At 64.2% G+C, this 24563-nt stretch carries 17 protein-coding genes; 7 read left to right on the top strand and 10 right to left on the bottom strand.

The window, feature by feature from the left end; all coding sequences use genetic code 11:
- Both G404_RS20355 and G404_RS0110085 read left to right on the top strand, forming a co-directional pair.
- On the top strand, positions 1–207 hold a 207-nt coding region (locus G404_RS20355; protein WP_211230762.1), incomplete at its 5' end, for a hypothetical protein.
- A 500-nt stretch (positions 208–707) separates the two neighbouring features.
- Entirely contained in the window at positions 708–3311 is a 2604-nt protein-coding gene (locus tag G404_RS0110085) for a TonB-dependent receptor (protein WP_028640971.1), read from the top strand.
- Between the two features lie 80 nt (positions 3312–3391).
- On the opposite strand, the gene G404_RS0110080 is transcribed toward G404_RS0110085, so the two are convergent.
- Positions 3392–4162, bottom strand: a complete 771-nt coding sequence (locus G404_RS0110080; protein WP_028640970.1) for a crotonase/enoyl-CoA hydratase family protein — start codon at positions 4160–4162, stop codon at positions 3392–3394.
- Between the two features lie 250 nt (positions 4163–4412).
- Here G404_RS0110080 and G404_RS0110075 point away from each other — a divergent pair, with 250 nt between their 5' ends.
- Positions 4413–5630, top strand: a complete 1218-nt coding sequence (locus G404_RS0110075; RefSeq protein WP_028640969.1) for an NADP-dependent isocitrate dehydrogenase — start codon at positions 4413–4415, stop codon at positions 5628–5630.
- Positions 5631–5720: 90 nt separating this feature from the next.
- Here the strand turns inward: G404_RS0110075 and G404_RS0110070 are convergent, their stop codons facing one another.
- From G404_RS0110070 to G404_RS0110055, 4 genes are all read right to left on the bottom strand, one after another.
- Complete coding sequence (locus G404_RS0110070; RefSeq protein WP_028640968.1) at positions 5721–7754, bottom strand: alpha/beta hydrolase family protein; 2034 nt, start codon at positions 7752–7754, stop codon at positions 5721–5723.
- Positions 7755–7843: 89 nt separating this feature from the next.
- Positions 7844–10498, bottom strand: a complete 2655-nt coding sequence (alaS, locus tag G404_RS0110065) for an alanine--tRNA ligase (protein ID WP_028640967.1) — start codon at positions 10496–10498, stop codon at positions 7844–7846.
- 52 nt (positions 10499–10550) lie between these two features.
- The gene (locus tag G404_RS0110060) at positions 10551–11393 is read right to left on the bottom strand and encodes a class I SAM-dependent methyltransferase (RefSeq protein WP_028640966.1); all 843 of its coding nucleotides are present in this window, start codon (positions 11391–11393) and stop codon (positions 10551–10553) included.
- Positions 11390–12007, bottom strand: coding sequence for a glutathione S-transferase family protein (locus G404_RS0110055; protein ID WP_028640965.1), 618 nt, complete (start codon positions 12005–12007; stop codon positions 11390–11392). The genes G404_RS0110060 and G404_RS0110055 overlap by 4 nt, the downstream gene beginning before the upstream one ends.
- A 165-nt stretch (positions 12008–12172) precedes the next feature.
- Here G404_RS0110055 and G404_RS0110050 point away from each other — a divergent pair, with 165 nt between their 5' ends.
- The gene (locus G404_RS0110050; protein WP_051280492.1) at positions 12173–14995 is read left to right on the top strand and encodes a DUF3857 domain-containing protein; all 2823 of its coding nucleotides are present in this window, start codon (positions 12173–12175) and stop codon (positions 14993–14995) included.
- A 203-nt stretch (positions 14996–15198) separates the two neighbouring features.
- Here the strand turns inward: G404_RS0110050 and G404_RS20935 are convergent, their stop codons facing one another.
- From G404_RS20935 to G404_RS0110030, 4 genes are all read right to left on the bottom strand, one after another.
- Positions 15199–15321, bottom strand: a complete 123-nt coding sequence (locus G404_RS20935; protein WP_281170262.1) for a hypothetical protein — start codon at positions 15319–15321, stop codon at positions 15199–15201.
- A gap of 290 nt (positions 15322–15611) precedes the next feature.
- A complete protein-coding gene (recA, locus tag G404_RS0110040) occupies positions 15612–16682 on the bottom strand; it encodes a recombinase RecA (protein ID WP_028640963.1) in 1071 nt (356 codons plus the stop codon).
- A gap of 285 nt (positions 16683–16967) precedes the next feature.
- On the bottom strand, positions 16968–19397 hold the full coding sequence (locus G404_RS0110035; RefSeq protein ID WP_028640962.1) for a hybrid sensor histidine kinase/response regulator: 2430 nt from the start codon (positions 19395–19397) through the stop codon (positions 16968–16970).
- Positions 19394–19960, bottom strand: coding sequence for a DUF2062 domain-containing protein (locus G404_RS0110030; RefSeq protein WP_245584481.1), 567 nt, complete (start codon positions 19958–19960; stop codon positions 19394–19396). The genes G404_RS0110035 and G404_RS0110030 overlap by 4 nt, the downstream gene beginning before the upstream one ends.
- A 342-nt stretch (positions 19961–20302) precedes the next feature.
- Between G404_RS0110030 and G404_RS0110025 the strand changes: the two genes are divergently transcribed.
- From G404_RS0110025 to G404_RS0110015, 3 genes are all read left to right on the top strand, one after another.
- Positions 20303–21331 carry a fatty acid desaturase family protein gene (locus G404_RS0110025; RefSeq protein ID WP_211230765.1) on the top strand — a complete coding sequence of 343 codons (1029 nt, stop codon included), beginning with the start codon at positions 20303–20305 and terminating at the stop codon, positions 21329–21331.
- Positions 21332–21369: 38 nt separating this feature from the next.
- A complete protein-coding gene (locus G404_RS0110020; protein WP_342663704.1) occupies positions 21370–21747 on the top strand; it encodes a GNAT family N-acetyltransferase in 378 nt (125 codons plus the stop codon).
- A gap of 159 nt (positions 21748–21906) precedes the next feature.
- A complete protein-coding gene (locus tag G404_RS0110015; RefSeq protein ID WP_028640958.1) occupies positions 21907–23103 on the top strand; it encodes a DUF2252 family protein in 1197 nt (398 codons plus the stop codon).
- A gap of 28 nt (positions 23104–23131) precedes the next feature.
- On the opposite strand, the gene G404_RS0110010 is transcribed toward G404_RS0110015, so the two are convergent.
- Positions 23132–24505: a sensor histidine kinase gene (locus G404_RS0110010; protein ID WP_028640957.1), complete on the bottom strand. Its 1374-nt coding sequence runs from the start codon at positions 24503–24505 to the stop codon at positions 23132–23134.
- Positions 24506–24563 lie beyond the last annotated feature (58 nt).

Raw genomic sequence — 24563 nt, 5'->3', positions numbered from 1 at the left:
ATCTCGGCGCCGATCTGCACGAAGGCAGCGTGTACTACTACTGGTGGGCGTTCTTGCGCGAGAACGATGAGCAAGGACGGCAATGCTGTGTTCGTGAAGCAGCTCATCGATGTCCCCAGCGTCCTGCAAGCGTTCTACGCTGCTGCGGCCGCAGGCGAGTTTGATTCAGCAATTGCGAGCGCCGCGAAGCGCGCTGCAAAGTCCTGAAATCACATCACAATCGCGTCACACTGGGCAGCGTTTCCAGCACCATGTGACAGAGTTCAAAACGGTCAAAAATCAGTTGTGATTTTGAGCATTCCAGTCACAATTTCAGTGTGATAGAAGCAGGAATAAGGCATCGTTATCAAAGTGTTGAACACTATTGACATCGTAGGGGTCGCAAGTTCAATCCTTGCTACGCCCACCATCGCCGAAAGACCCGCCAGCCCCCACCGGGCGAGGCGGGTTTTTTCTATGTCCGATGCCTTACGATCCGGCCCTGCGTAGAAACCACAGGCGCGCGCCGCGGACCAAAGGGCAAGCCCGTGAAAATCGGCAGGAAATTCTGCTGCACCGCGTCATTTTCGCGCAAATTGTCGCGCTTGCCGAGGCAATTACCTTTATTCTGTAACATACTTCGAGCTATGGGGATTTCATTGTCAACACCGCGCCGCAGCACAAGACTGCGCGTGCGCGGCAAAAAGCATGGGGACCAACAGATGCCAATGACCCATTCCGCCCGATGCCGGCTCGGCGCCGGCCTGATTACGCTCGGCGTGGCGCTCGCCTCGACGCAGGCGCTCGCGCAGTCGACCGGCACGCTGGATTTCGACAAGGAAATCGTCGTCACCGGCGTCAAGGCTGAAAAGGGCATTGGCGGTATCGATGTGCCGGACACATCGAAGGCCAAGGCAACGCTGACCAGCGAATGGCTCAAGCACCAGGTGGCCGGCCAGTCGGTCAACGATCTGGTCAATTTTGTGCCGGGTGTCAGCTATACCAACAATGACCCCTACGGCGGCACCAGCGGCAATTTCTACATTCGCGGGTTTGACAACACGCGCGTGTCGGAAACCTTTGACGGCGTCACGCTGAACGACGACGGCAATTATGCGCTGTATGGCGGGGAACTGCTGGACAGCGAAGTGATCGATTCGGTCACGGTCAGCCTTGGCACCACCGACGTCGACAGCCCGACCTCGTCGGCCACCGGGTCGACGGTCAATTTCGTGTCGCACATGCCGTCCGACACGGTGGGCGGCAAAGTTGCCGGCGGCTACGGCACCGACAATTTCTATCGCCTGTTCGGCATGATCGAAACCGGCAAGCTGGACGCGATCGGCACCAAGGCGTGGTTTTCGGCCAGCACGACGGGCAACGATTCACCGTACAACAATTACGGCAAGATCGCGCGCTGGGAAGCCAACGGCAAGATCTATCAGCCGATCAACAACGGCCATGATGATTTCATCTCGCTGGCAGGTTTTTACGTTCAGCTGCGCAACAATTTTTCGGGCAGCGACGTGCTGTCGAACGCACCGCTGGCCGCCGATACCAACACCGGGTTCCAGTATTTCCCATCGTCGTACAAGGCGGCGTATTACACGTATGCGCCCTGCACCACCGCGGCGGCTGTGGCAGGCCATGCCGACATGCCCAACACCTGCGGCACGGCGTTTGAATACCGGCCCAACCCGGCCAACCTGTTCAACTTGCGCGCCGCGCTCAGGCTGACGCTGGCCGACGGCCTGACCTTTACCGCCGACCCGAGCTACCAGTTCACCAAGGCCAATGGCGGTGGCACCGTTTCAGCCACCGAAGGCTACGGCACGGTGGGCGCTGACACCACGGCAACCGGCTATATCAACGGCTCGTATTATGTGGGCAAGGATCTCAACGGCGACGGCGACACGCTGGACAGGGTCACGATGTATGTGCCCAGCCAGACCAAGACCCACCGCGTCGCGTTGACGTCGTCATTGCGTTACGACGCAACGCCGACCCAGACGCTGCGCCTGTCGTATGCCTTTGCCCGGTCCGACATCACCCAGACCGGCGAAATGGGCTTTCTCAACGCCGACGGCAGCCCGGTCAGCGTCTATGCGATCAACACGCCGCTGCTTGATGCCAACGGCAACCCGATCGAAAAGCGCGACACCGAATCCATTGCCGAACTCAACCAGATTTCGGGCGAATATCGCGGGCAGTTCTTTGACAAGCTGCTCACCGTGTCGATCGGCGTGCGCGCGCCGTTCCTGCACCGTGAACTCGACGATTATTGCTTCACCCGCAATGGTGCAGGCTCTACCTCGTCGTCGGTCTGCGTGTTCGGCGCAACGAGCGCGGCCTATGCTGCGTCAACGCCCTACAGCTACAACGCCACGACGGGCACCGTCACCGGATCGGCCACGCCGCAAAAGCGCACGTACAACTATCACGCGGTGCTGCCCAACATCGGCGCGACCTACAAAATTCCTGGCAAGGGCGAGGTGTTCTTCAACTATTCCGAAGGATTCCAGGCCCCCTACACCACGTCTTTGTACAGCACGTTCTATTACCCGCAGGGCACTGCCGGCATCGAACCCCTGCCCGAAAAGAGCGACAACTTCGACCTGGGCTATCGCTTCAAGGGCCGCCGCTTCACCGCCCAGATCGATGGCTGGTACACGCATTATTCGAACAAGCTGGGCAGCTCGTTCGACACGATCCAGCAGATCACGACGTATACCAACCTGGGTCCGGTGCAGCGGTACGGCATCGACGCCAATGCCAGCTACAGGATCACTCCGCACGTGCTGGCCTATGGCTTTGCCTCGTTGCTGCATTCGAAGATCGAAGGTGACACGATCAACGGCACCGCGGGTTGTTCGCCTGCGGCCATCGCGGTTGTCGTTGGCCAGTCGGCCTGCGTTGGCGGTGCGACCTACCTGCTGACCGGTGGCAAGTCCGAATCGGCGATGCCGCACTTCATGATCGGCGGCCGCCTGCAGGGCGATTTCGGACCGCTGACGCTTGGTGCGCAATTCAAGCACACCGCCGAACGCTATGTGAACGACGAAAATGTCGGTCTCTATGCCTCGGGCAGTGCGCTGGTCGCCAATGGCACCCAGGTCTGGGGATCGAAGTACCCGTCGTACACCACGGTCGATTTCGATGCGCGCTATGTGCTGACCGGCAAATCGTACCTGCAGCTGAACGTGACCAACCTGTTCAACGCCTATTATGTTGGCAGCGTCAGCCCGAACACCTCGGCACTGCAGACCGGCGGCACCACCGCGCAAGTCAGCCCGCCGCGCGCGGTGATCGGCACGATCTCGATCGCCTACTGATCCGCATACGCCGAACAAAAATGGGGCGGCGGTGCACCAGCATCGCCGCCCCCTTTTTGTGGGCCCGCAGGCGTGGGTGCCTATTTGCCCTGCCAGTTCGGCTTGCGCTTTTCGGCAAAGGCGGCGGCGCCTTCGCGCGCGTCGGACGAGGTGAACACCGGCGCGATGTACGATGCCTGCTTGTCCCACATTTCGGCCTCGGTCCATTCGTGCGAATCGCGCACGATCGCCTTGGACGCGATCAACGCCAGCGGCCCGTTTTCAGCCACGCGCGCGGCCAGCGCCTTGGCCGCACCCAGCGAAGGGCCATCGCTGATCTGGTTGATGAAGCCCAGTTCATAGGCCCGTTGCGCGGTGATGAAATCGCCGGTCAGCGCCAGTTCCATCGCGATGCGCGGGGGGATCTGGCGCGGCAGCTTGATCAATCCGCCGGCTGCGGCGGCAAGCCCGCGCTTGGCCTCGGGAATGCCGAATTTGGACGAGGCGCTGGCAACGATCAGATCGCACGACAGCGCCAGTTCCATGCCGCCGGCCAGCGCATAGCCGTCGACCGCGGCGATCACCGGCTTTTTCGGGGTCCATTGCGACAGGCCGCCGAATCCGCGGCCCGGGATCGACGGCGATTCGCCGCGCAGAAATCCCTTGAGATCCATGCCCGAACAGAATGTGCCGCCGGCACCGGTCAGGATCGCACAGCGCAGATCGTCTTCGGCATCAAGCCGGTCCATCGCCGCCGAAATGCCCTCGGCGGCGGCCTTGTTCATCGCGTTCTTGGCATCGGGCCGGTTGATGGTGACGATCAGGACATTGCCGTCAACTTCGGTCAGGACTTCGGGTACGGTCTCGCTCATGGCACTCTCCCAGGGCCTTAATCGGTTGATTAAGGTCTAGGCGCGCAACCCGCATCCTGTCCAGCCCCAAGCATCGGGCATGGTGTGCGGCCCTGCGCAAAAGGTCGTATCCGGGCGGCCGCGCACTGTCTTGCGCGGGGCGTGCCACCTGCTAAGGGGGCTCGAAGACTCCGGCCTTGCCCCACGCCTTGCGGCGCACGGCAAATCCGGGCCTGCCAACTCTCCCGTACTGGAAGGCAAGAGCACCGACATGGCGAAGATCAAGGTGAAAAACCCGGTCGTTGAACTCGACGGCGACGAAATGACCCGCATCATCTGGCAATGGATCCGCGAGCGGCTCATTCTGCCCTATCTCGACATCGATCTGAAATACTATGATCTGTCGGTTGAAAAGCGCGACGAGACCAACGACCAGATCACCATCGATTCTGCCAACGCGATCAAGGAATATGGCGTCGGGGTAAAGTGCGCGACGATCACGCCCGATGAACAGCGGGTCGAAGAATTCCATCTGAAGAAGATGTGGAAATCGCCCAACGGCACGATCCGCAACATTCTGGGCGGCGTGGTGTTCCGCGAACCGATCGTGATCCAGAACGTGCCCCGGCTGGTGCCCGGCTGGACCGACCCGATCGTGGTCGGCCGCCACGCCTTTGGCGACCAGTACAAGGCGACCGACACGCTGATCCCCGGCCCGGGCAAGCTGCGCCTGGTGTGGGATGGCGACAACGGCGAAAAGATCGATCTCGACGTGTTCGATTTCCCGAGCGCGGGCGTCGCCATGGCGATGTACAACCTTGACGATTCGATCCGCGACTTTGCCCGCGCCAGCCTCAATTATGGCCTGAACCTTGGCTGGCCGGTGTACCTGTCGACCAAGAACACCATCCTCAAAGCCTATGACGGACGCTTCAAGGACTTGTTCCAGGAAGTCTACGAAACCGAAGGCTTCAAGGAAAAGTTTGCCGCCGCCGGCATCGAATACCAGCACCGCCTGATCGACGACATGGTCGCCTCGGCGCTCAAGTGGTCGGGCAAGTTCGTTTGGGCGTGCAAGAACTATGACGGCGACGTGCAGTCGGACACCGTGGCCCAGGGCTTTGGCTCGCTGGGCCTGATGACCTCGGTGTTGATGAGCCCCGACGGCAAGACGATCGAGGCCGAGGCCGCGCACGGCACCGTCACGCGCCACTATCGCCAGCATCAGCAGGGCAAGGCGACGTCGACCAACCCGATTGCGTCGATCTTTGCCTGGACCCGCGGGCTGATCTATCGCGGCCGCTTTGACGACACCCCCGAAGTGGTGGCCTTTGCCGAAACGCTGGAACGTGTGTGCATCGAAACCGTCGAAAGCGGCAAGATGACCAAGGACCTGGCGATCCTGATCGGCCCCGACCAGCCGTGGATGACCACCGAAAAGTTCTTTGAAGCGATTGTCGACAACCTGGAAAAGGCCATGGCCGCCTGATCCACCCACACGTGGCATGAAAAAGGCCCCGGCAGCGATGCCGGGGCCTTTTTTCTTGGGCGCCTGAACGGCGCGCCAGTGCAGCCCGATTTACGGCCTGGCCAAAGTCAGCCAGCGCGCATACCACGCCGCGATCCGGTTATAGCGGTCCCGCACGAAGCTGGGCCGGGTCACCCCGTGAAACGCACCGGGATAGGCGACCAGCTGGCTGGGCACGCCGTTGATCCGCAACGCCGCGTACAATTGCTGTCCGCCGATCAGCGGCACGTTGTCATCCGCAGTGCCCCCCATGAACAGCGTGGGCGTCTTGATCCGGTCGGCATGGAGCAAAGGCTCGGACAGCCTGATCCAGCGTTCGGGGGTCTGCCACGGCAGCCCGATTTCCTGCCAGTATTGCCCGACATACTGGTCAACGCCGAACAGCGCGAAGATATTGCCTTCGCCCGCCCCGCTGACCGCGGCCTTCAGCCGGGGTTCGCGCACGATCATGAAATCGGTCAGAATGCCGCCATAGCTCCAGCCGCCCACCGCCAGCCGGTCCGGATCGGCCACGCCGCTGCCGATCGCCCAGTCGATCGCCGCGTCCAGATCCTTGACCTCCTTGTTGCCCCAGTCGGCCGCGATCGTCGTGGCATAATCGATGCCCCGCCCGTCGCTGCCCCGGTAATTGACCGCCAACACGGCATAGCCCTGTGCCGCAAGCCACTGTCGCATCACCATGTCGCCGGCCAGCTGGTGCCCGTCCTGCGCCACCGGTCCGCCGTGGATCCACAACACCGTGGGATAGCGCTTGCCCGGTTGAAAGCCCGCGGGTTGCAGCAACAGGCCGTGCACGTCGTTGCCGTCGCTGGCCTTTGCGGCGAAATCGGTGACCGGGGCCCAGGCAACCCGCGCCGCAACCGCGGTGTTGAACGCCGACAGCCGCGTGATCGCAGCCCCCTTGACCAGGCGCAGTTCGGTCGGATCACCATCGCCGCTGGACAGGATCGCGCGCGGCCCCACCCCGCCATCGGTCGCATCGCACTGCGCCGCCACGGACTGGGCCCGATCGCCCAGGCGCACCAGCGGCCCCCCTGCCGGATCAACCGCCACGGCGATCGTCCGGCGATCATCGACCAGGATGCCGCCGATGCGCCCTTTGCCCAGCGGCACCGGATCGGCAATCGCCATGCCCGCGGTTGCGGGCAGAATGCGCGTTGCCCCTGTGCCAAGATCGGTTTCGGCCAGCTGCGGCTGGCTGTATTCGGCGATCGCGGGGCTGGACAGGCCGACCGTGTGCACGATGCGCCGCCCGTCGGACGACCACACCAGCCCCTGCGCGCCCGCCAAGCCGAACTTTGCCACCACGCGCGGCACGGCATCGGCGGCCACGGCCACCGTTTCCAGCCACTGCGTCGAAGGCGCCGCCGGATCGGTGTGGTGATCGGCGACAAAGGCGATGGTCCTGCCATCGGGCGACCATTGCGGTTGCCCCTCGTCCCACGGGCCCGCGGGCGTCAACCGGGTCAGTTTGCGGCTGGCCACATCAAACAGCCACAGATGGCTGTGATCGCCCGCGGTCAGAAAGCCCACGGTGTCCTGTTTGAAATGGATATCATCGATGACCACCGGCAGCGGCCGCTTGGGATCGTCGGCCGGGCCGCCTGGCTGCGGATCGGTCATCGCGATGACGATCTGGCGGCCATCGGGCGACCAGCGGTATTCGGTCATGTCGCCCACCAGATCGGTCAGCTTTTCAGCCTCTCCGCCCTGGCGATCCAGCAGCCAGATCTGCGGATGTTCGTCCTTGTCGCGCGTGGCGCTGAACGCGATCGTCCGCCCGTCGGGGCTGAACGCCGGATCGCCCGCGCCGGCATCGGCCGCCGTGATCGCACGCGGGACACCACCCGGCAGATCGGCGATCCAGATGCGCGGGCGCTGTTTGTCGGCCTTCACATCGATGGTCGAGGCCACCCACGCCGCCGTACGGCCATCGCGCGAACAGGTCAGCCCGCGCAACGACACCATCGCCATGATATCATCGGTGGTCAGCGTGTGGCGGGGCGCCGGCGCGTCGGCGCGGGACACCACTGGCGCTGTCAGCATGCTTGCCGCCAGCACGCCTGCGATCATCTGTCTGTGCATGCAATTTCCCCCGCATCGACCAAGCACAGGGACCTATCGCAGGCGCACCCCGCCAACAAGGCGCGACCGCCAAAAGGGCAAGCTGCCGATCAGGCGGCGATCACCGCGCGTGCCGCAGCGATGGCCGCAGCCGCGCTCGCCCCGTCGGGACCGCCGCCTTGCGCCATGTCGGGCCGGCCGCCGCCGCCCTTGCCGCCCAGCGCGGCAACGCCGGCGCGCACCAGATCGACCGCGCTGATCGTGCCGGTCAGATCGTCGGTGACAGCCGCCGCAATGCTGGCCTTGCCTTCGTTTACCGCAACGATCACCGCCACGCCCGAGCCCAGCCGCGCCTTGGCCTGGTCGAGCACGCCGCGCAGGTCCCTGGGATCAAGCCCGTCGAGCACCTGACCCGAAAACTTGACGCCGTTGATCTCTTCATCGGCGATGGCCGCCGCAGGCCCGCTGCCGCCCAGCGCCAGCGCCTTCTTGGCATCGGCCAGTTCGCGTTCGAGCTTGCGCCGTTCATCGAGCAGGGCTGCGACGCGGGTTTCGACATCGTCCGGCGTGGTGCGCAGCAGGCTTGCCGTGGCCTTCAACGCATCCTCGCGCGCGATCAGCCACTGGCGTGCGCCTTCGCCGGTCAGCGCCTCGATGCGGCGAATGCCCGACGATACCGCCGATTCCGACACCACGCGAAACACCCCGATATCGCCCAGCGCGCGCACATGCGTGCCACCGCACAGTTCGACCGAATAATGCGTGTCGGCGGCGTTGCCCATCGACAGCACGCGCACTTCATCGCCGTATTTTTCACCGAACAGCGCCATCGCACCGGCCTCGATCGCCTCGTCCGGGGTCATCAGCCGCGTGGTCACAGGCGTATTGGCGCGGATCTGCGCATTCACGTCGGCCTCGATCACGGTCAGATCCTCGGGCGTCAGCGCAACCGGCTGCGAAAAGTCAAAGCGCAGTCGCTCTGCCGCCACCAGCGAACCCTTTTGCGTGACATGCCCGCCCAGCCGGTTGCGCAGCGCCTGGTGCAGCAGGTGCGTGGCCGAATGGTTGGCGCGCAGCGCATCGCGGCGCGCGGTATCGACCGACAGGCGCACCACATCGCCGACGCGGATCGTGCCCGCGGCGATCGTGCCGACATGCGCGTGCAGCTTGCCCAGCGGCTTTTGCGTGTCGGTCACGGTGATCGACAGGCCAACGGCCGACCCGGTGCCCGCAATCGTGCCGGTATCGCCCTGCTGTCCGCCGGATTCGCCATAAAATGGCGTCTGGTTGGTGATCACGGTGACGGTTTCGCCAGCCTGCGCCTCGGACGCTTCACGCCCGCCGACCACCAGGGCCACGACTTGCGCCTCGCCCGTGGTGGCGGTGTAGCCGGTGAATTCGGTCATGCCGGTGCGTTCGGCGATGTCGAACCACACTTCGCCATCGGCGGTCTGGCCCGATCCCTTCCACGCGGCGCGCGCGGCGGCCTTTTGCAGCGCCATCGCCGCATCAAACCCTGCGCGATCAACCGCGATGCCGCGTGCGCGCAGCGCATCCTCGGTCAGGTCATAGGGAAAGCCGAACGTGTCATACAGCCGGAACGCGGTTTCACCCGGCAACGCATCGCCCTGCCCCAGCCCGCCGGTCGCCTCGTCGAGCAGTTTCAGACCATTGGCCAGCGTCTGGCGGAACCGCGTTTCTTCGCGTTCCAGCACTTCCTCGATCAGCGCGCGCGCGCGGCCGAGTTCGGGATAGGCGGCGCCCATTTCGGTGATCAGCGCGGGCACCAGGCGATGCACCAGCGGTTCCCTGGCACCCAGCAGATGCGCATGGCGCATCGCGCGGCGCATGATCCGGCGCAGCACATAGCCGCGCCCTTCGTTCGACGGCAGCACGCCATCGGCAAGCAGAAAGCTTGATGACCGCAGGTGATCGGCGATCACGCGGTGGCTGGCGCGATGTTCGCCATCGGCCTTTACCCCGGTCAGGCTTTCGCTTGCCGCGATCAGCGCGCGGAACGTGTCGGTGTCGTAATTGTCATGCTGGCCCTGCATCACCGCGGCGATGCGTTCCAGACCCATGCCGGTGTCGATGCTGGGTTTGGGCAGATTGCCGGTGATTTCTCCGGCGGTCTGTTCAAACTGCATGAACACCAGGTTCCAGATCTCGATGAAGCGGTCGCCGTCTTCATCCTTCGATCCAGGCGGGCCACCCCAGATGTGATCGCCGTGGTCGTAGAACACCTCGGAACACGGCCCGCACGGACCATCATCGCCCATCGCCCAGAAATTGTCCTTGGTGGCGATGCGGATGATACGGTCGGGGCTGATCCCGGCGATTTTCTGCCACAGGCCGAACGCTTCGTCATCGGTGTGGTACACCGTGACCAGGAGCTTGTCCTTGGCCAGGCCCCATTCGCGTGTCAGCAGGGTCCAGGCGTGCGTAATCGCCTGTTCCTTGAAATAGTCACCGAACGAGAAATTGCCCAGCATTTCAAAGAAAGTGTGGTGCCGTGCGGTATAGCCGACATTGTCGAGATCGTTGTGTTTGCCACCCGCGCGCACGCATTTCTGCGACGAGGTGGCGCGCGGAACGGTGCGGGTTTCAAGCCCGGTGAACACGTTCTTGAAGGGCACCATCCCCGCATTGGTAAACATCAGCGTGGGATCGTTGTACGGCACCAGCGGCGCCGAAGGCACCACATCGTGGCCGTGCGACCCGAAATAGTCGAGGAAGGACCGGCGGATTTCGTTCGTCGATGTCATGGCTTGGTCGATTAGGCGACGAAGCGAGGTCAAACAAGCCGGTTTCCCACGATCACACTGATCGAACCTGCTGATCGACCCGCGCGGTCACGATCCATGCCGCCGCGGGCAAGCCAACGACACCGTGGTCGCAATGCGCGGCCACAACCTCGGCCATGCGGTCGAGCATGCGGGCATGGGCCGCGCCGCCCAGCGTGGCAAGCCGCGCAGCAGCCGGCCCGATTCGCGTAAAAAATGCCAGCGCATCGGCCACGGCATCATCCCCGCTGCCCGCAACATAGCGGAAATCAACCGGCGCAAACGACAGATCGGTCCACCCGGCCATGCAGCGCCGCACATGGTCGGGATCGGCAAAGGCAAACGGTCCTGCCGGAAACGCGCCTTCGTCAGCCGGCGCGCCGGGCGGCAGCAGGCGATCGAACAGATCGGCCCACAGGTTTTCATGCCGCGCGCGAAAACAGCTGAACACCATGCGCGCATCGGGCGCCGCATGGCGGGCCAGATGACCAAAAACGCCGGGCGGATCGGCAAAGAACATCACGCCGTGGCGGCTGACCAGCAGATCGGCCGGCCCGGCAGGATCGTGAAACGTGCCCGCATCGGCATGGGCAAAGCGCACGCGCTGCGCACCGAATTCGGCCGCGCGCTGGCTGGCGGCGGCCACCAGATCGGCCGATATGTCGATCCCGGTTACGCGGGCATCGCCGCGTGCCCGCGCCACGCCCAGGCTGATTTCGCCCGCACCACAGCCGATGTCGAGCACCCGGGTGCCGGGCTGGGTGGCAATCGCCGCCAGCAACTGCCGGGTCAGCCCGGCAAAGCTGCGGTCGGTGCGCCGCCATTCATCGGCCCAGGCACGGCCCACCCGCCCCTGCCATTCGCTGCTGCCGGTCATGATCCGAAATAGACCCCGCCCTTTTCGCGCGCGCGCTGCCAGGCCGGGCGCGCGTGCACCGCGGCGACAAAGGCGGCAAGCTTGGGAAACGCGGACGCCGCCTGCATCGCGGCGATTTCCGCTGGAAAGCTGAGCATGACATCGGCGCCGGTCCAGTCATTGCCGACAAAGTGACCCGATGGACGCAGGATCGATTCCAGGTATCCGAAATGGGCCGCCAGTTGTTCGTCGATGCGCGGCTGCAGCGGCGCTCCGGCGTCGCCCAGCCGCCCGACATAAAGATTGAGCAGGATCGGGGTCATCGCCGACCCTTCGGCGAAATGCATCAGTTCCAGATGGCGCAACGCATCATCAGTGCCGGGTTCGGGCAGCCACGCGCCATATCGTTCGCACAGCACTTGCACGATCGCGCCCGATTCCTCGATCACCCGGCCATCGATTTCCAGCAGCGGCGATTTGCCCAGCGGGTGCACCGCCTTGAGTTCGGGCGGTGCCAGATTGGTCACCGCGTCGCGCTGGTAGTGGCGGATGGCATAGTCCACCCCCAGTTCCTCGAGCAGCCACAAGATGCGTTGCGACCGGCTGTTGTTGAGATGGTGAACGATGATACCCATGATGCGGCTCTCCTTCCGCGCGATTGCCGGTGCAGATGAACCCGCACGCGCCATGCGGTCAAGCCGATCCCGATCCTGGGGCTGCTTTCGCACCTCCACGCGGTTGCGCTTTGCAGGGCCTTGTGCCTACAACATGGCAATACTTGCCGCGCCGGGGGAAGACTTTTGAAACGCACCATTTTTCTTGTCACCACCTGCGCATGTCTTGGTTCCTTCCCCGCCTTTGCCGCCGACAAGGTGCTGGTCGCGCCGACACCCGGCTGGGTCGCGCCTGCGCCCGCCATCGATACCGCCACGCCGGGCACGATCCTGCCGCATTTCGATGAACAGGTGCGGATCAACGGTGATGTGGTGACAATCTACATCGAAACCGCGCGCCAGCTGACCAGCCCCGAACAGCTGTCGCAGGCGGGCACGCTGTCCTACAACTGGCAGCCCGCGCATGGCGACATCACCTTTCACCGCGTGGAGATCCTGCGCGGGGGCAAGACGATCGATGTGCTCGAGGGGGGCAAGGGGTTTTCCGTCCTGCAACGCGAATCCGGGCTGGAACGGCGCATGGTCGATGGATCGCTGACCGCGGTCAAACATATCGAGGGCCTGGCGGTCGGCGATGTGCTGCACATCACGCTGTCGATATCCGAACGCGACAGCGCGCTGGGCGGCAATGTGCAGGACGGCCTGGTGTTGTTGCCCGCCCCGCTCAAGCTCGGATTTGGCCGCGCGCGCCTGATCTGGCCAACCGCGCGCAGCATCACGGTCAAGCCGCTGATGCCCGGGGTAACGGTGGTGTCGCATCCGCTCGACGACACCTGGACCGAAGTGGTCGTGCCGCTGCCCGTGGCCAAGCTGGCGGACACGCCCAAGAACGCTCCGGCGCGTTTCAAGCCCCTGTCGTTGCTGGAATTCACCAGTTTTCCCGATTGGGCGTCGGTCGCGAAAGTCATGGCCCCGCTCTACGTCGTCAAGGGTTCGATCCCCGCCGGGTCGGACCTGGCCGCCAAAGTCGATGCGATCGCCGCGCGGTCTGCCGATCCGGTGCATCGCATGGCCGATGCGCTGCAACTGGTGCAGGACGATGTGCGCTATCAGCTGATCGCGATGGGCAATGGCAATTATGTTCCGCAGCGCCCGATGGACACCTGGACCAAACGGTATGGCGACTGCAAGGCCAAGACGGTGCTGCTGCTGGCGATTCTCGATCGGTTGGGCATTGCCGCCGAACCGGTGCTGGCCAATATCGATCGCGGCGATGCGATTGCGCAGATGGCGCCTGGGGCGCTGGCGTTTGATCACGTGTTCGTGCGCGCGCATGTCGGGGCAGAGGATTTCTGGCTGGACGGCACGATGCTGGGTTCGCGGCTTGCCGATATTCGCGACGTGCCCCGCTATGGCTATGTCTTGCCGGTGGTGGACGCCAATTCCAGCCTGATCGCACTGCCCACCCGCGCGCACGCCCGCCCCGATCTGGATGCCGATCTGGTGTGGGACATGACCGCCGGGCCGCACTTTCCCGCTCCTTACCATATGACCATCCGCTATGCCGGGCCGTTCGGCGAAGGGCAGAAGGTGGAACAGGGCGCCGATTACGATGAAAAGCTGGCCAGCTTTGCCGAAAAGGCCGCCAAGACCTGGACCGGCAGCGATGCGATCGGCAAGCCAAAGGCGCAATATGACGCGCAAAGCGCGATGTGGACGCTCAACGTCGATGGCGTCGGCTATCCCGACTGGAATTTCCGCGACGGGCAGTATTCGCTGGCTGTCACGCCCGATCTGAAGGTGGTCTATGATGCACCGCGCGATCGGGCCAGCTGGCGCGCCATCCCGGCGCTGATCGATCAACCCTGGACCGCACACAGCCATGTGGTCACCCGGCTGCCCGATGGCGGCAAGGCGATCGTGCTGACCGGCGCCGAACCGTCCATGCTCGATGTGCCGGCGGCAGCGTGGCAGCGCAATGTTGCGCTGAAGGGTGGCGACCTGATCGACGAGATCACCTCGCGCGAAAGCGGCGCGGAAATTCCCGCCGACAAAGTCAGCGCCACGGGCAAGGCGATCGATGCCGCGATGAACAAGACCGCGCGGCTGACGCTGCCGCGCGGATATCCGCAGCGCTGGGACGATGTGGAACGGATGCGCACCAGCCCCGCCCTGGCCGCGGTGCGCGCGATTTATGACCAGCGCATCACCGAAAAGGCCGATGCGGTAAAAGCCGGCGCAGAAAAATCCGAAGAAGCCGGCAGGCTGGCCGATCGCGGCTGGTTCGAGGAACGCCTGTTCAATTGGGCCGCGGCCGAGGCGGACTATTCGCACGCGATTGCCATCGACGCCACCGCCGCGCGCTATCTCAGCCGGGCGGATCTGCGCAGCCGGCGCAGCGATCATGCAGGCGCGCTGATCGATGCGCAGGCCGCCTATGACCTGGAACAGGGCAACCACGATGCGCGCGACCGGCTGGCCGAAGAACTGGCCGAGGCTGGCAAAGTCGACGCAGCGCTCGAGATCCTGCCAGGCGATCCCGATGTGACCACCGACGATGGCCTGACCCAGACCCTTGAGCGCGCGCAAGTGCTTGAAATGGGCAATCGCCACGACGATGCCCTGGCCTTGCTCGACACCGCGCTGGACAAGCGCGGATCGTCGGCGGGCCTGCGCAATTCACGCTGCTGGTATCAGGCATTGCGCAACATGGCGTTCGACGTGGCCTTGGCCGATTGCAACAAGGCCATCGAACTGGCGTCGGACCCGGCGACCTATCTTGACAGCAGGGCCCTGGTGCATTTCCGCGCGGGCAGGTTCGAACAGGCGCGCGCCGATTACGAGGCGGCACTTGCGTCAAGCCCCGAAATGTCCAGTTCGCTGTTCATGGCGGGCATTGTCGCTGCCAAGCTGGGGGACAAGGCAAAATCGGCGGCGCTGTTGCGCGCCGCACGTACGGTGAACCCGAATATCGACCACTTCTATCTGCACTACGGCATCAAGCCCTGACGGCTGGGTCAGTTGGCGCCGCGCGCTTTTCAGCGCGGATCCGGGCGTGGACGCGGCATTCGCCGGGGCCATCGGCGCCGGGGGGGGCGTTGCCAGGGTGCGGGGTGGCCGCGCGGCTCGATGTCCGCGCGGCACAACGCCTGGTATGCCTGGCGGGCCAGAATTGGCAGCCACGTCACCCGTTCACAACGGGTGTTGCGTGATCAGGCCGCGGGCTTGACCGGCTTGGCTTCGGCAAGCGCTGCGCGTTCGGCGGCCTTGTTGCGGGCAACCTGTTCGACAATGGCGTGCTTGTGACGTTTGTTGACGGTGCGAATGTTGGGCATCGTGGGGTCCTTTCGGCGAAATGGGCAGCCGCCGCATTGGCCCGAACGGCATCAACAAAGCGCGCCGCCTCTTGCTCATGAATTGGCCGCGATGGCAAGCCGTCAGGTCCAGCCACCGGGGCAGCTGCGGTCTTGCCCCTCGTCGGGCACAAAAAGAAACCGGCGCGTTCCTGCCGGGGAACGCGCCGGTCTTTGGACTGGCGGCATTTGAACACATCGCAGGACCAAGGTCCCGCCGACGTGCCAGGGGCCGGTCGCGGCAACGCCGCGACCGGATCACCGCCTGAAAGTCATGAATCGTCGTCCGCGTCCGGACCAGCCATCATGCCTTCTGCAACAACCTCGGTGCGGCTGCGGATCGCAGCTTCGAGTTTGGTGCTCATCTCGGGATTGTTGCGCAGGAATGTCTTGGCGTTTTCACGGCCCTGACCGATGCGCGTCGAATCATAGCTGAACCAGGCGCCCGACTTTTCAACGATGCCGGCCTTGACACCCAGGTCGAGAATTTCGCCGATCTTCGAGATGCCTTCGCCATACATGATGTCGAATTCCACCTGCTTGAACGGCGGGGCCACCTTGTTCTTGACCACTTTGACGCGGGTGGTGTTGCCCACGATCTCGTCGCGATCCTTGATCTGACCGGTGCGGCGGATGTCGAGACGAACCGAGGCATAGAATTTCAGCGCGTTGCCGCCGGTGGTGGTTTCCGGATTGCCGTACATCACCCCGATCTTCATGCGCACCTGGTTGATGAAGATCACCGTGCAGCGCGAACGGCTGATCGACCCGGTCAGCTTGCGCAGCGCCTGGCTCATCAACCGGGCCTGCAGGCCGACGTGGCTGTCGCCCATTTCGCCTTCGATTTCGGCGCGGGGCACCAGGGCGGCAACCGAATCGACCACCAGCACATCGACCGCGTTCGATCGCACCAGCGTGTCGACGATTTCCAGCGCCTGTTCACCGGTGTCGGGCTGCGACACGATCAGGTTGTCGATATCGACGCCCAGCTTCTTGGCATAGACCGGATCAAGCGCGTGTTCGGCATCGACGAATGCCGCCGTGCCGCCAATTTTTTGCGCCTCGGCAATGCAATGCAACGCCAGCGTGGTTTTGCCCGAGCTTTCCGGCCCGTAGATTTCAACGATACGCCCGCGCGGCACACCGCCGATGCCCAGCGCAATGTCGAGGCCGAGCGAACCGGTGGACACCGCTTCGACCTGCATCGTTTCCTTCTGGCCCAGTTTCATCACCGAGCCTTTGCCGAATGCCCGGTCGATCTGGGCGAGCGCTGCGTCGAGCGCCTTCTGACGGTCCATGTCTTTCTCTTTGCCTTCCTGAATAAGCTTGAGCTGCGCCGCCATGGCTTTGCACTCCCCTTGCTAGAGATGGTCGACAGGGACCGTCAACAAGCCCTTTGTACCCGGTTCGTTCCGCGAGAACAAGAAGAGAACGAATTTTTTCCGCCAAATTGGAAGCAAATGATCGCAAGCACTTAAGCCATTGGGGTTTTTGGGTTGGAAACAGATGAAATCTTGCGCGCGCCACCTGCGGCCCTGATCATTCAGCGCCGCGCAACAGGTCCGCCACATGGGCCCGATTGGCAATGATGTCACGCGCACCACCATGCGAATCAGGTGGACAGCCGATCAGTCCGCCCCACCGCGCAGCGCGTTTTCGACCGCGTTGACGATCTGTTGCACCGAAAACGGCTTGGGCAGGAAATGCATGTTGGGAATGTCGATTTCACGCCGCAACGTTTCCTCGGCATAGCCCGACATGAACAGGAACGGCAATTCCGGGCGGCGCGCACGGATTTCGCGCGCCATCGTCGGCCCATCCATTGACGGCATCACCACGTCCGACACGATCAGGTCGAATTTCGTCCCCTGGTCGTAGGCGCGCACCAGCGTTTCCAGCCCTTCTTCGCCATCGCTGGCGGTGGTTACGTCATAGCCCTGTCGCACCAGCGCACGTTCGGCCACCGCGCGCACGGTGTCTTCGTCTTCCACAAGCAGCACGCGGCCCCCTGCGGACCATTGCCGGCGGCGGGTTTCGGGCGGGCGTTCGCGCACGGGTTCGGCCGCTTCGTCAGGGCCCGGCACGTGGACGGGGAAATAGATCGTGAACCGGGTCCATTTGCCAAGTTCGCTTGCCGCAAAGATGAACCCGCCCGATTGCTTGACGATGCCATAGACCGTCGACAGGCCCAGCCCCGTGCCCTTGCCGCGATCCTTGGTGGTGAAAAACGGTTCGAAGATCTTGTCGAGCTGTTCCGCGCGGATGCCGTGGCCGTTGTCTTCCACCACCAGCGCGGTGTAATCGCCGATCGGCAGCACGTCGTTCTTCATCGTGCGCACCATTTCGGCGGTTACGCGCCGCGTCATCAGTTTGACCACGCCGGGCGCCTTGTTGCCGGCAAGCGCATCGCGCGCATTCACCGCCAGGTTCAGCAGCACCTGTTCCAGTTGCACAGGATCGGCGCGCACTGCGCCCAGCCCGCGATCGTGCGCCACCTCCAGCGTGATGCGTTCGCCGATCAATCGCTTGAGCAGGGTCGACACTTCGGCCACCACATCGGGCAATTGCAGCACTTGCGGCCGCAGCGTCTGCTGGCGCGAAAACGCCAGCAATTGCCTGGTCAGGCTGGCGGCGCGGTTGGAATTGGCCTTGATCTGCTGAATGTCGTCATAATCGCTGTCGCCAGGGGTGTGGCGCATCAGCATCAGATCGCAATAGCCGATGATGGCGGTCAGCACATTGTTGAAATCATGCGCCACGCCGCCGGCCAGTTGCCCCACTGCCTGCATTTTCGAGGCCTGGGCGATCTGGTGTTTCAGCCGGGTTTCCTCGCTCGAATCCTTCAGGCTGAGCAGCACCGCGCATTCGCCCAGCCCGCGCACCGCAGCCAGGCCCAGCAGCACCGGTTCATCGGGCGTGGCGCGCAGCCGCACCGCCACATCGCCCGTGGTGGTCGCCCCTTGCGCATGGCGGCGCACCGCATCCGACAGCGCGCCCTTGTCTTCGCGGATGACCAGGTCGGCCGGATAAGGCGGCGGTGTCGTCTGATCATGGCCTGCCACGCGCAGAAATGCCGAATTGGCAAACAGAAACCGCCCGTCGCGATCGACCATGGCCAACCCCAGCGGCAGACGCGCCAGCAGCGCCTCGATCTGCGGCAGCCCGGCACGGGCATCGCCCACCCCGGCGTGGGTATCGACCACCAGAAACAGCGACGGCACCAGCGCAGGATCAACCGGATCGCCCGCATCGGGATCGGCAATCGGCACATGCAGAAACCGCACCGGCAGACCGCGCCCGCGCTCGTGCGTGAAATAGATATCCTGCGAGGCATCGGATTCGAAATGGCCGACAAAGTCGCTATTGGTCAGATCCGCCATGTCATCGCCGGTGGCGCGCGCCGCAAATGCGCGGTTTGCGGCCAGGATGCGCCCATCGGGGGCCACCACCGCGGCCTGGATCGCCTCTCGCCCCAGGGCACGGCCCGGCTTGCCGGAAATCGCCGCAACCGCGTCAGACACCGGATTTTCGCGTTCGATCCGGGCCAGCCGCCAGATCAGGTGGTCTTCGCCGCGTCCCGCGCGATGCACCGACAGATCGAACGTGCCCGACGCAGCCCTGACTTCGCCGACATGCGCCAGGCCATCGCGCCAGGCGGCGCGCCCGGCTTCTTCGGCGCGGGCCGGATCGGCCGCGTCCAGCGGCAGGCGCGGCGGCGCTGCCGTGCCGAACCATCCGGTAAAGCGCGCATTGGCGCAAACGAGGCGTCCGGCACGGTCGGTGATCGCGACGGCATCGGGCAGATGTTCGATCGTGGCATGGGTGACAGACCAGTCGGGTGCTGCAAATTCGGGCACCTCGGCGTGCGGCCGCAGCGCCAGCGCGCCGTGAATCACCGCCGCCAGGACCACCACGCCACCGGCAAACACCGCGGCAATCAGCGGATTGCCGGTCAGCCACACCAATCCGGCGACGCTGGCCATCAAGCCCAGCGACACCAGCGCAACATCGCGCCAGGCACCGCGCGCAGGCGCCGTATCCTCGGGCAGGGCATTCATGCGGCCGACTTGTGCAAGGCGCGCGCCAGCGCGTCATGAAGCCGATGCCGCCGCCGCGCCATCACGCGCCAGCGCCACACGCGCGCGGCCACCGCATAGCCCAGCACGGCCGCAACCATCGCCATCACGGTCAGGCCCAGCGCCAGCGAGGGGGCGGCATCGCTGCTGATCCAGGCCAGCCATTGCGCACCCGATGCCCCGCGTTCGATCATTGCCGTAACCGCAGCCAGATCGGCGTGATAGCCAAAGCGGTTGCCGATTGCGGCCGCGCCCGGCAGGATCATGAACACGATCGTCGGCGGGATCGCCACAAACGTGCTGACCGCGGCAATCGGGATATTGGCGCGAAACGGCACGCACAGCAGAGCGGCACCGATCACCTGCAACCCCGGGATCATAAGAAAGATGCCCACAAACAGCCCCACCGCCACGCCGCGCGGCACGGTGCGGCGGGTCAGCCGCCACAATTCCGGGCGCGCCGCCAGCGGCGCAATCAGGCGATTGCGCGCCATGCGTTCGCGAGTCGGCATGCGCGCCTGGACCCAGGCAAGAAGCTTTGTCATCATTCCGATCACCGGTTAGGCGAAATGGCCCTGCTTGGTATAGTGTTTCCTTGTGCGATCAGGGATGAACCGTGTCGGCGGCACGCCCATTGTGTGCGATGGGCAATTGCAATCGGGGTCGGGATTGCCATCTTTGTGCCGTGAATGCGGTCTACAGCCTGCGCCAACGACCCGATGACCCAGTGGGCAGGCGCATATTTGCCGTTCTTGCGGCACAGCGTCCGCCCTACGACCAGAGTTTTGAAGCGGAGACCCGATCCAGTGCAGCCAGTGCCCCTCGCACCCGTCATCCCGGCGCCCGCAACGGCGCCGCAAAAAACGGCGCGCATCGTGCTGTCGGGCATGGCGGACGATCGCGATCTGTTGCGCACCGCGGCCGAACTGACGCGTGATCTGCAGCGTCCCGATCCGTGGATCTATTGGCCCGATTGTTTTGGCTCGGCGGCGGTGGGCTATGCCGCGGTGGCGGGCGCGATCATGGCACATTCGCCGTGGCTGGCGCTGGGCTGTGGCGTGATTGCGGTGCTGGCGCTGTATCGCGCAACGCTGTTCATTCACGAAATCACCCATCTCAATCACGCGCTGCTGCCCGGTTTCCGGTTGATGTGGAACCTGTTGATCGGCGTGCCCACAATGCTGCCCAGTTTCATGTACGAAGGCATCCATACCCAGCATCACACCCGCACCAAATATGGCACCGCGGAAGATCCGGAATATCTGGCGCTGGCTTTGATGAAGCCATGGTCTTTGCCGCTGTTCTTCTTTGTTTCGGTGCTGATGCCGGTGGGTCTGATCCTGCGGTTTGGCGTGCTGGGCCCGGTGTCGATCGTGATCGCGCCGCTGCGCCGGGTGGTGATCGAGCGGCTGTCGGGCCTGCAGATGAACCCCGACTATCGCCGCCGCCCGCCCGAAGGCGCGTTTGCGCGGCAGTGGTTCTGGGAAGAGCTGGGCGCATCGCTGGTGGCGGTGACGATCATCGCCACCGCGGTAACCGGGTTGCTGCCGCTGCATGCACTGATGGTTTATATGCTGATCATCTCGGGCGTCGCGCTGTTGAACCAGGCGCGCACGCTGGTTGCGCACCGCTGGGAAAACGAGGGCGATCCGCTGACCGTGACGGCGCAGTTCCTGGACAGCACCAATGTGCCCCACGGCCTGCTGCCGCAGCTGTGGGCGCCTGTCGGCCTGCGGTTTCATGCGCTGCATCACCTGTTGCCCAGCCTGCCCTATCACGCGCTGGCCACCGCGCACGCGCGCATCGTCGCCGCAACGGGTAGCGATTCGACCTATGCCAGGGCCAATTATCCGACGCTGCGCGGGCTGCTGGCGCGGCTGATTGCCAGCACGATGACACGCGAGATGGCCAACTGACCTACCGCCTGACCATTGCCGAACACCCCACGCCCGACGTGCGCGAGGCCGTGCTGGCGCCGTTGCGCGCGTTCAACATCGCGCAGGCCGGCGATCCGCGCATCCGCCCGGTTGCGATCGTGATCACCGCGCCCGATGGCACCAGCGAAGGCGGGCTGTGGGGCCGCATCGGCTATGACTGGCTGTTCATCGAACTGCTGGCGGTGCCCGAGGCCGCGCGGGGTCAGGGCCTGGGCCGCCGAATGATGGACCAGGCCGAAGCGATCGCGCGCGACGCCGGCTGCACCGGCATCTGGCTGGACACTTACGAATTCCAGGCGCGCGGGTTCTATGAAAAGCTCGGCTATGTCCTGTTCGGCACGCTGGACGATTATCCCGCCGGGCAGAAACGGTTCTTTTTGCAGAAGCGGCTGTAATCACGCGGCATTGACCATGGGCTTTCAGGCCTTGTCGCAAATGTCTGCCAAGGCGACCATTTCCCTGCGCGGTGCGCATAACGCTGAATTTTCTCCGCTCCGGCACTTTGTCGCGGCTCGCGCATTCCTGATGCAAAGCAATCGAATCAGGGGAAAGCATTGCCGAAAGATCTTGCTCCGGCGCAGCGCGCATCGGCGCTGACCCGACTGCGACAATTGAAAATGGCGAAATCGACGCACGCCTATGTGCGCGGCAACACCGCCAGATTTTACGAGTGGCTGGCACAATCACCTGTCGCCAATACGCTGCCCGAAGGTCCGGCGGTGTGGATCTGTGGCGATTGCCATCTGGGCAATCTGGGTCCGATTGCCGATGCCAAAGGGCATGTCGACATCCAGATCAGAGATCTTGACCAGACGGTTATCGGCAATCCGGCACACGATATCGTGCGCCTGGCACTCAGCCTGCAGACCGCAGTGCGCGGTTCCGATCTGCCGGGGGTGGTTTCGGCACGCATGATTGAGGCCATCGCCGACAGCTACGAAGCTGCATTTACCGAGGCCGACGTGGCAGAGCCCCCGTCACAGATCGTCCGGACCGTGCAAAAGGCCGCTCTCGGTCGCCGCTGGAAACATCTCGCGCGCGAGCGGATCAGCGATATCGAGCCCAAAATTCCGCGCGGCAAAAAATACTGGGCCGTGACCGACAATGAACGCTTCGCGCTGGAAGAGCTGGTCGCATCGCCCCAGGTGCAGTCACTGGCCCTGACCGCGTTCACATCCGATCGGGACAGCTCGATCAAGATCCATGACGCGGCCTATTGGCGCAAAGGGTGCAGTTCGCTTGGCTTGTTGCGGTTCGCCGTTTTGATCAGCGTCACCCAGAACGACGGCAAGGCCAAATTCGGCCTGATCGACGTCAAGCAGGCCGTGGCCAGCGTGGCGCCGGCCGCCGCCGGTGCGCAAATGCCGCATGACCCTGCCGAACGCGTGGTGGCCGGGGCACGCGCGCTGTCGCCCAATCTGGGCGATCGCATGGTGGCGGCAAAGCTGTTGGGCAAATCGGTGCTTGTGCGCGAATTGCTGCCGCAGGATCTCAAGATCGAAGTCGAACAGTTCAGCAGAGCCGAAGCCATCGCCTCGGCGCGCTATCTTGCTGCGGTGGTGGGCAAGGCGCACGCAAGGCAAATGGACCAGGCAACGCGCGCCCAATGGCATGCCGTGCTGGCTGGTGCGCATGGGCAAACGCTCGACGCGCCACCTTGGCTGTGGCGAGCGGTGGTCGATCTGGCGGCCACGCACGAGGCCGCCTATCTGGAGCATTGTCGCGACTATGCGCTGAACCAGGCGGCATGACACCCAATCCGGGCGCGCGCACCTGCGTTTATAGCGAAATCCGGCAGACAAGCCCGTCCGGCGCATACGTCGTGCCGCTGCCATCGCCCGACTTGGCCAGCGTAGCGATCAACATCGAACCGAATCCCTTGCGTGTGGGCACCGTTACCGGTGGCCCGCCGCGTTCGCGCCATTCCAGCCGCTTGGCATCGCCCTCGAACCACCATTGCACCTCGACCCGCCCACCGGAAACAGACAGCGCGCCGTACTTGGCAGCATTGGTGGCAAGTTCATGCAGGGCCAGCGCGACCGTCGCGAGTTCGCCGCCGGCGATCGACATCGTCGGGCCGGCCAGACCGAACCGCTGGTGATCGCCGCCGCCGAACGGCTGCAGCACCGCGCGCACGATGTCGTTCAGTTCGGCACTGCGCCAGTCACCCGCCGTCAGCAGCTTTTGCGCAGCCGCCAAAGCGGCGATGCGGCTGTCGAACCCGGCCCACACTTCGGGCGCGCAGCCGTCGCGCAAGGTAAAGCGTGCGATCGACTGGATCACGCTCATCAGGTTGCGCAGCCTGTGGTCCATCTCGCCGATCAGCAATTCGCGCAGTGCCTCGGCCTCGCGCCGCCGGGTGGTGTCAAGCGAAGCACCCAGGATCTGCGTGGGCAGGCCGGCGGCGTCGCGGGCGTGGACCACTTCGGTGCTTGACAGCCACAGCCAACTGCCATCGTGCCGACGCAGCCGGTATTCGATTTCAAACGGCGGCACCGCGCGGCCTTCGCGGATCGCCAGGTGATGCGCCACGACCCGATCGAGATCGTCGGGGTGGATAATCGCGGACAGCACGTCGCTGCCCAGTTCGCCATAGCGCGCGGTTGACACATACGTCATCGGCACGATCTGCGGTCCGACGAACACATTGCGCTTTTCGACCAGGTCATAAATATACAACAGCGTCGGCGCCGTCTGGACAAGATTTTCGGCAAAGGCGCGCGCGCGTTCAAGTTCGCGTGAGGCATTGAATTCGCTTGTGACATCGCGAACTGTGCCGACTATGCGAACCGCGGCACCGTGGCGGAACACGGTCTGCCCGGTGGCCTCGACATGATGGCGCGTGCCGGCACGCGAGCGCACGCGATAGCGTACCAGAAGCCGGCCGTTGCCCGCCGGATCGGTTGCCGCGGCAACCGCCTTTTCGGTCGCATCGAGGTCGTCGGGCTCAACCCCCGAGGCAAATGTTGCATACGTGATCGGCTCGTCATCGGGCACGCCCCAGATCGCGCGCGTACGGGCATCCCATTCGATCCGGTCATTCACGATGTCATAATCATGAATCCCGATCCCGCCCGCCGCCTGGGCAAGTTCGAGACGCGCCAGCAGCAATTCACGCTCTTGATCAGCGGTCAGGTTCGACTGTTTGTTCATGTCCACCCGCTGCCGTTGGGGTTATCACTGTGCCAAACATAACCCTGGACCGCAATGA

It is taken from the genome of Novosphingobium acidiphilum DSM 19966 (assembly GCF_000429005.1).
Classification (GTDB): domain Bacteria; phylum Pseudomonadota; class Alphaproteobacteria; order Sphingomonadales; family Sphingomonadaceae; genus Novosphingobium; species Novosphingobium acidiphilum.
This window is presented reverse-complemented; position numbering and strand designations above follow the sequence as displayed.

Bases quoted from the DNA above. Each gene is read 5' to 3' on its own strand.
- G404_RS0110010 (WP_028640957.1), bottom strand. From the start codon at position 24,505: ATGAACAAACAGTCGAACCTGACCGCTGATCAAGAGCGTGAATTGCTG.
- G404_RS0110035 (WP_028640962.1), bottom strand. From the start codon at position 19,397: ATGAATGCCCTGCCCGAGGATACGGCGCCTGCGCGCGGTGCCTGGCGC.
- G404_RS20935 (WP_281170262.1), bottom strand. From the start codon at position 15,321: ATGCCCAACATTCGCACCGTCAACAAACGTCACAAGCACGCCATTGTC.
- G404_RS0110055 (WP_028640965.1), bottom strand. From the start codon at position 12,007: ATGGGTATCATCGTTCACCATCTCAACAACAGCCGGTCGCAACGCATC.
- G404_RS0110060 (WP_028640966.1), bottom strand. From the start codon at position 11,393: ATGACCGGCAGCAGCGAATGGCAGGGGCGGGTGGGCCGTGCCTGGGCC.
- G404_RS0110030 (WP_245584481.1), bottom strand. From the start codon at position 19,960: ATGACAAAGCTTCTTGCCTGGGTCCAGGCGCGCATGCCGACTCGCGAA.
- G404_RS0110070 (WP_028640968.1), bottom strand. From the start codon at position 7,754: ATGCACAGACAGATGATCGCAGGCGTGCTGGCGGCAAGCATGCTGACA.
- G404_RS0110025 (WP_211230765.1), top strand. From the start codon at position 20,303: ATGGCGGACGATCGCGATCTGTTGCGCACCGCGGCCGAACTGACGCGT.
- G404_RS0110080 (WP_028640970.1), bottom strand. From the start codon at position 4,162: ATGAGCGAGACCGTACCCGAAGTCCTGACCGAAGTTGACGGCAATGTC.
- alaS (WP_028640967.1), bottom strand. From the start codon at position 10,498: ATGACATCGACGAACGAAATCCGCCGGTCCTTCCTCGACTATTTCGGG.
- recA (WP_028640963.1), bottom strand. From the start codon at position 16,682: ATGGCGGCGCAGCTCAAGCTTATTCAGGAAGGCAAAGAGAAAGACATG.
- G404_RS0110075 (WP_028640969.1), top strand. From the start codon at position 4,413: ATGGCGAAGATCAAGGTGAAAAACCCGGTCGTTGAACTCGACGGCGAC.
- G404_RS0110085 (WP_028640971.1), top strand. From the start codon at position 708: ATGACCCATTCCGCCCGATGCCGGCTCGGCGCCGGCCTGATTACGCTC.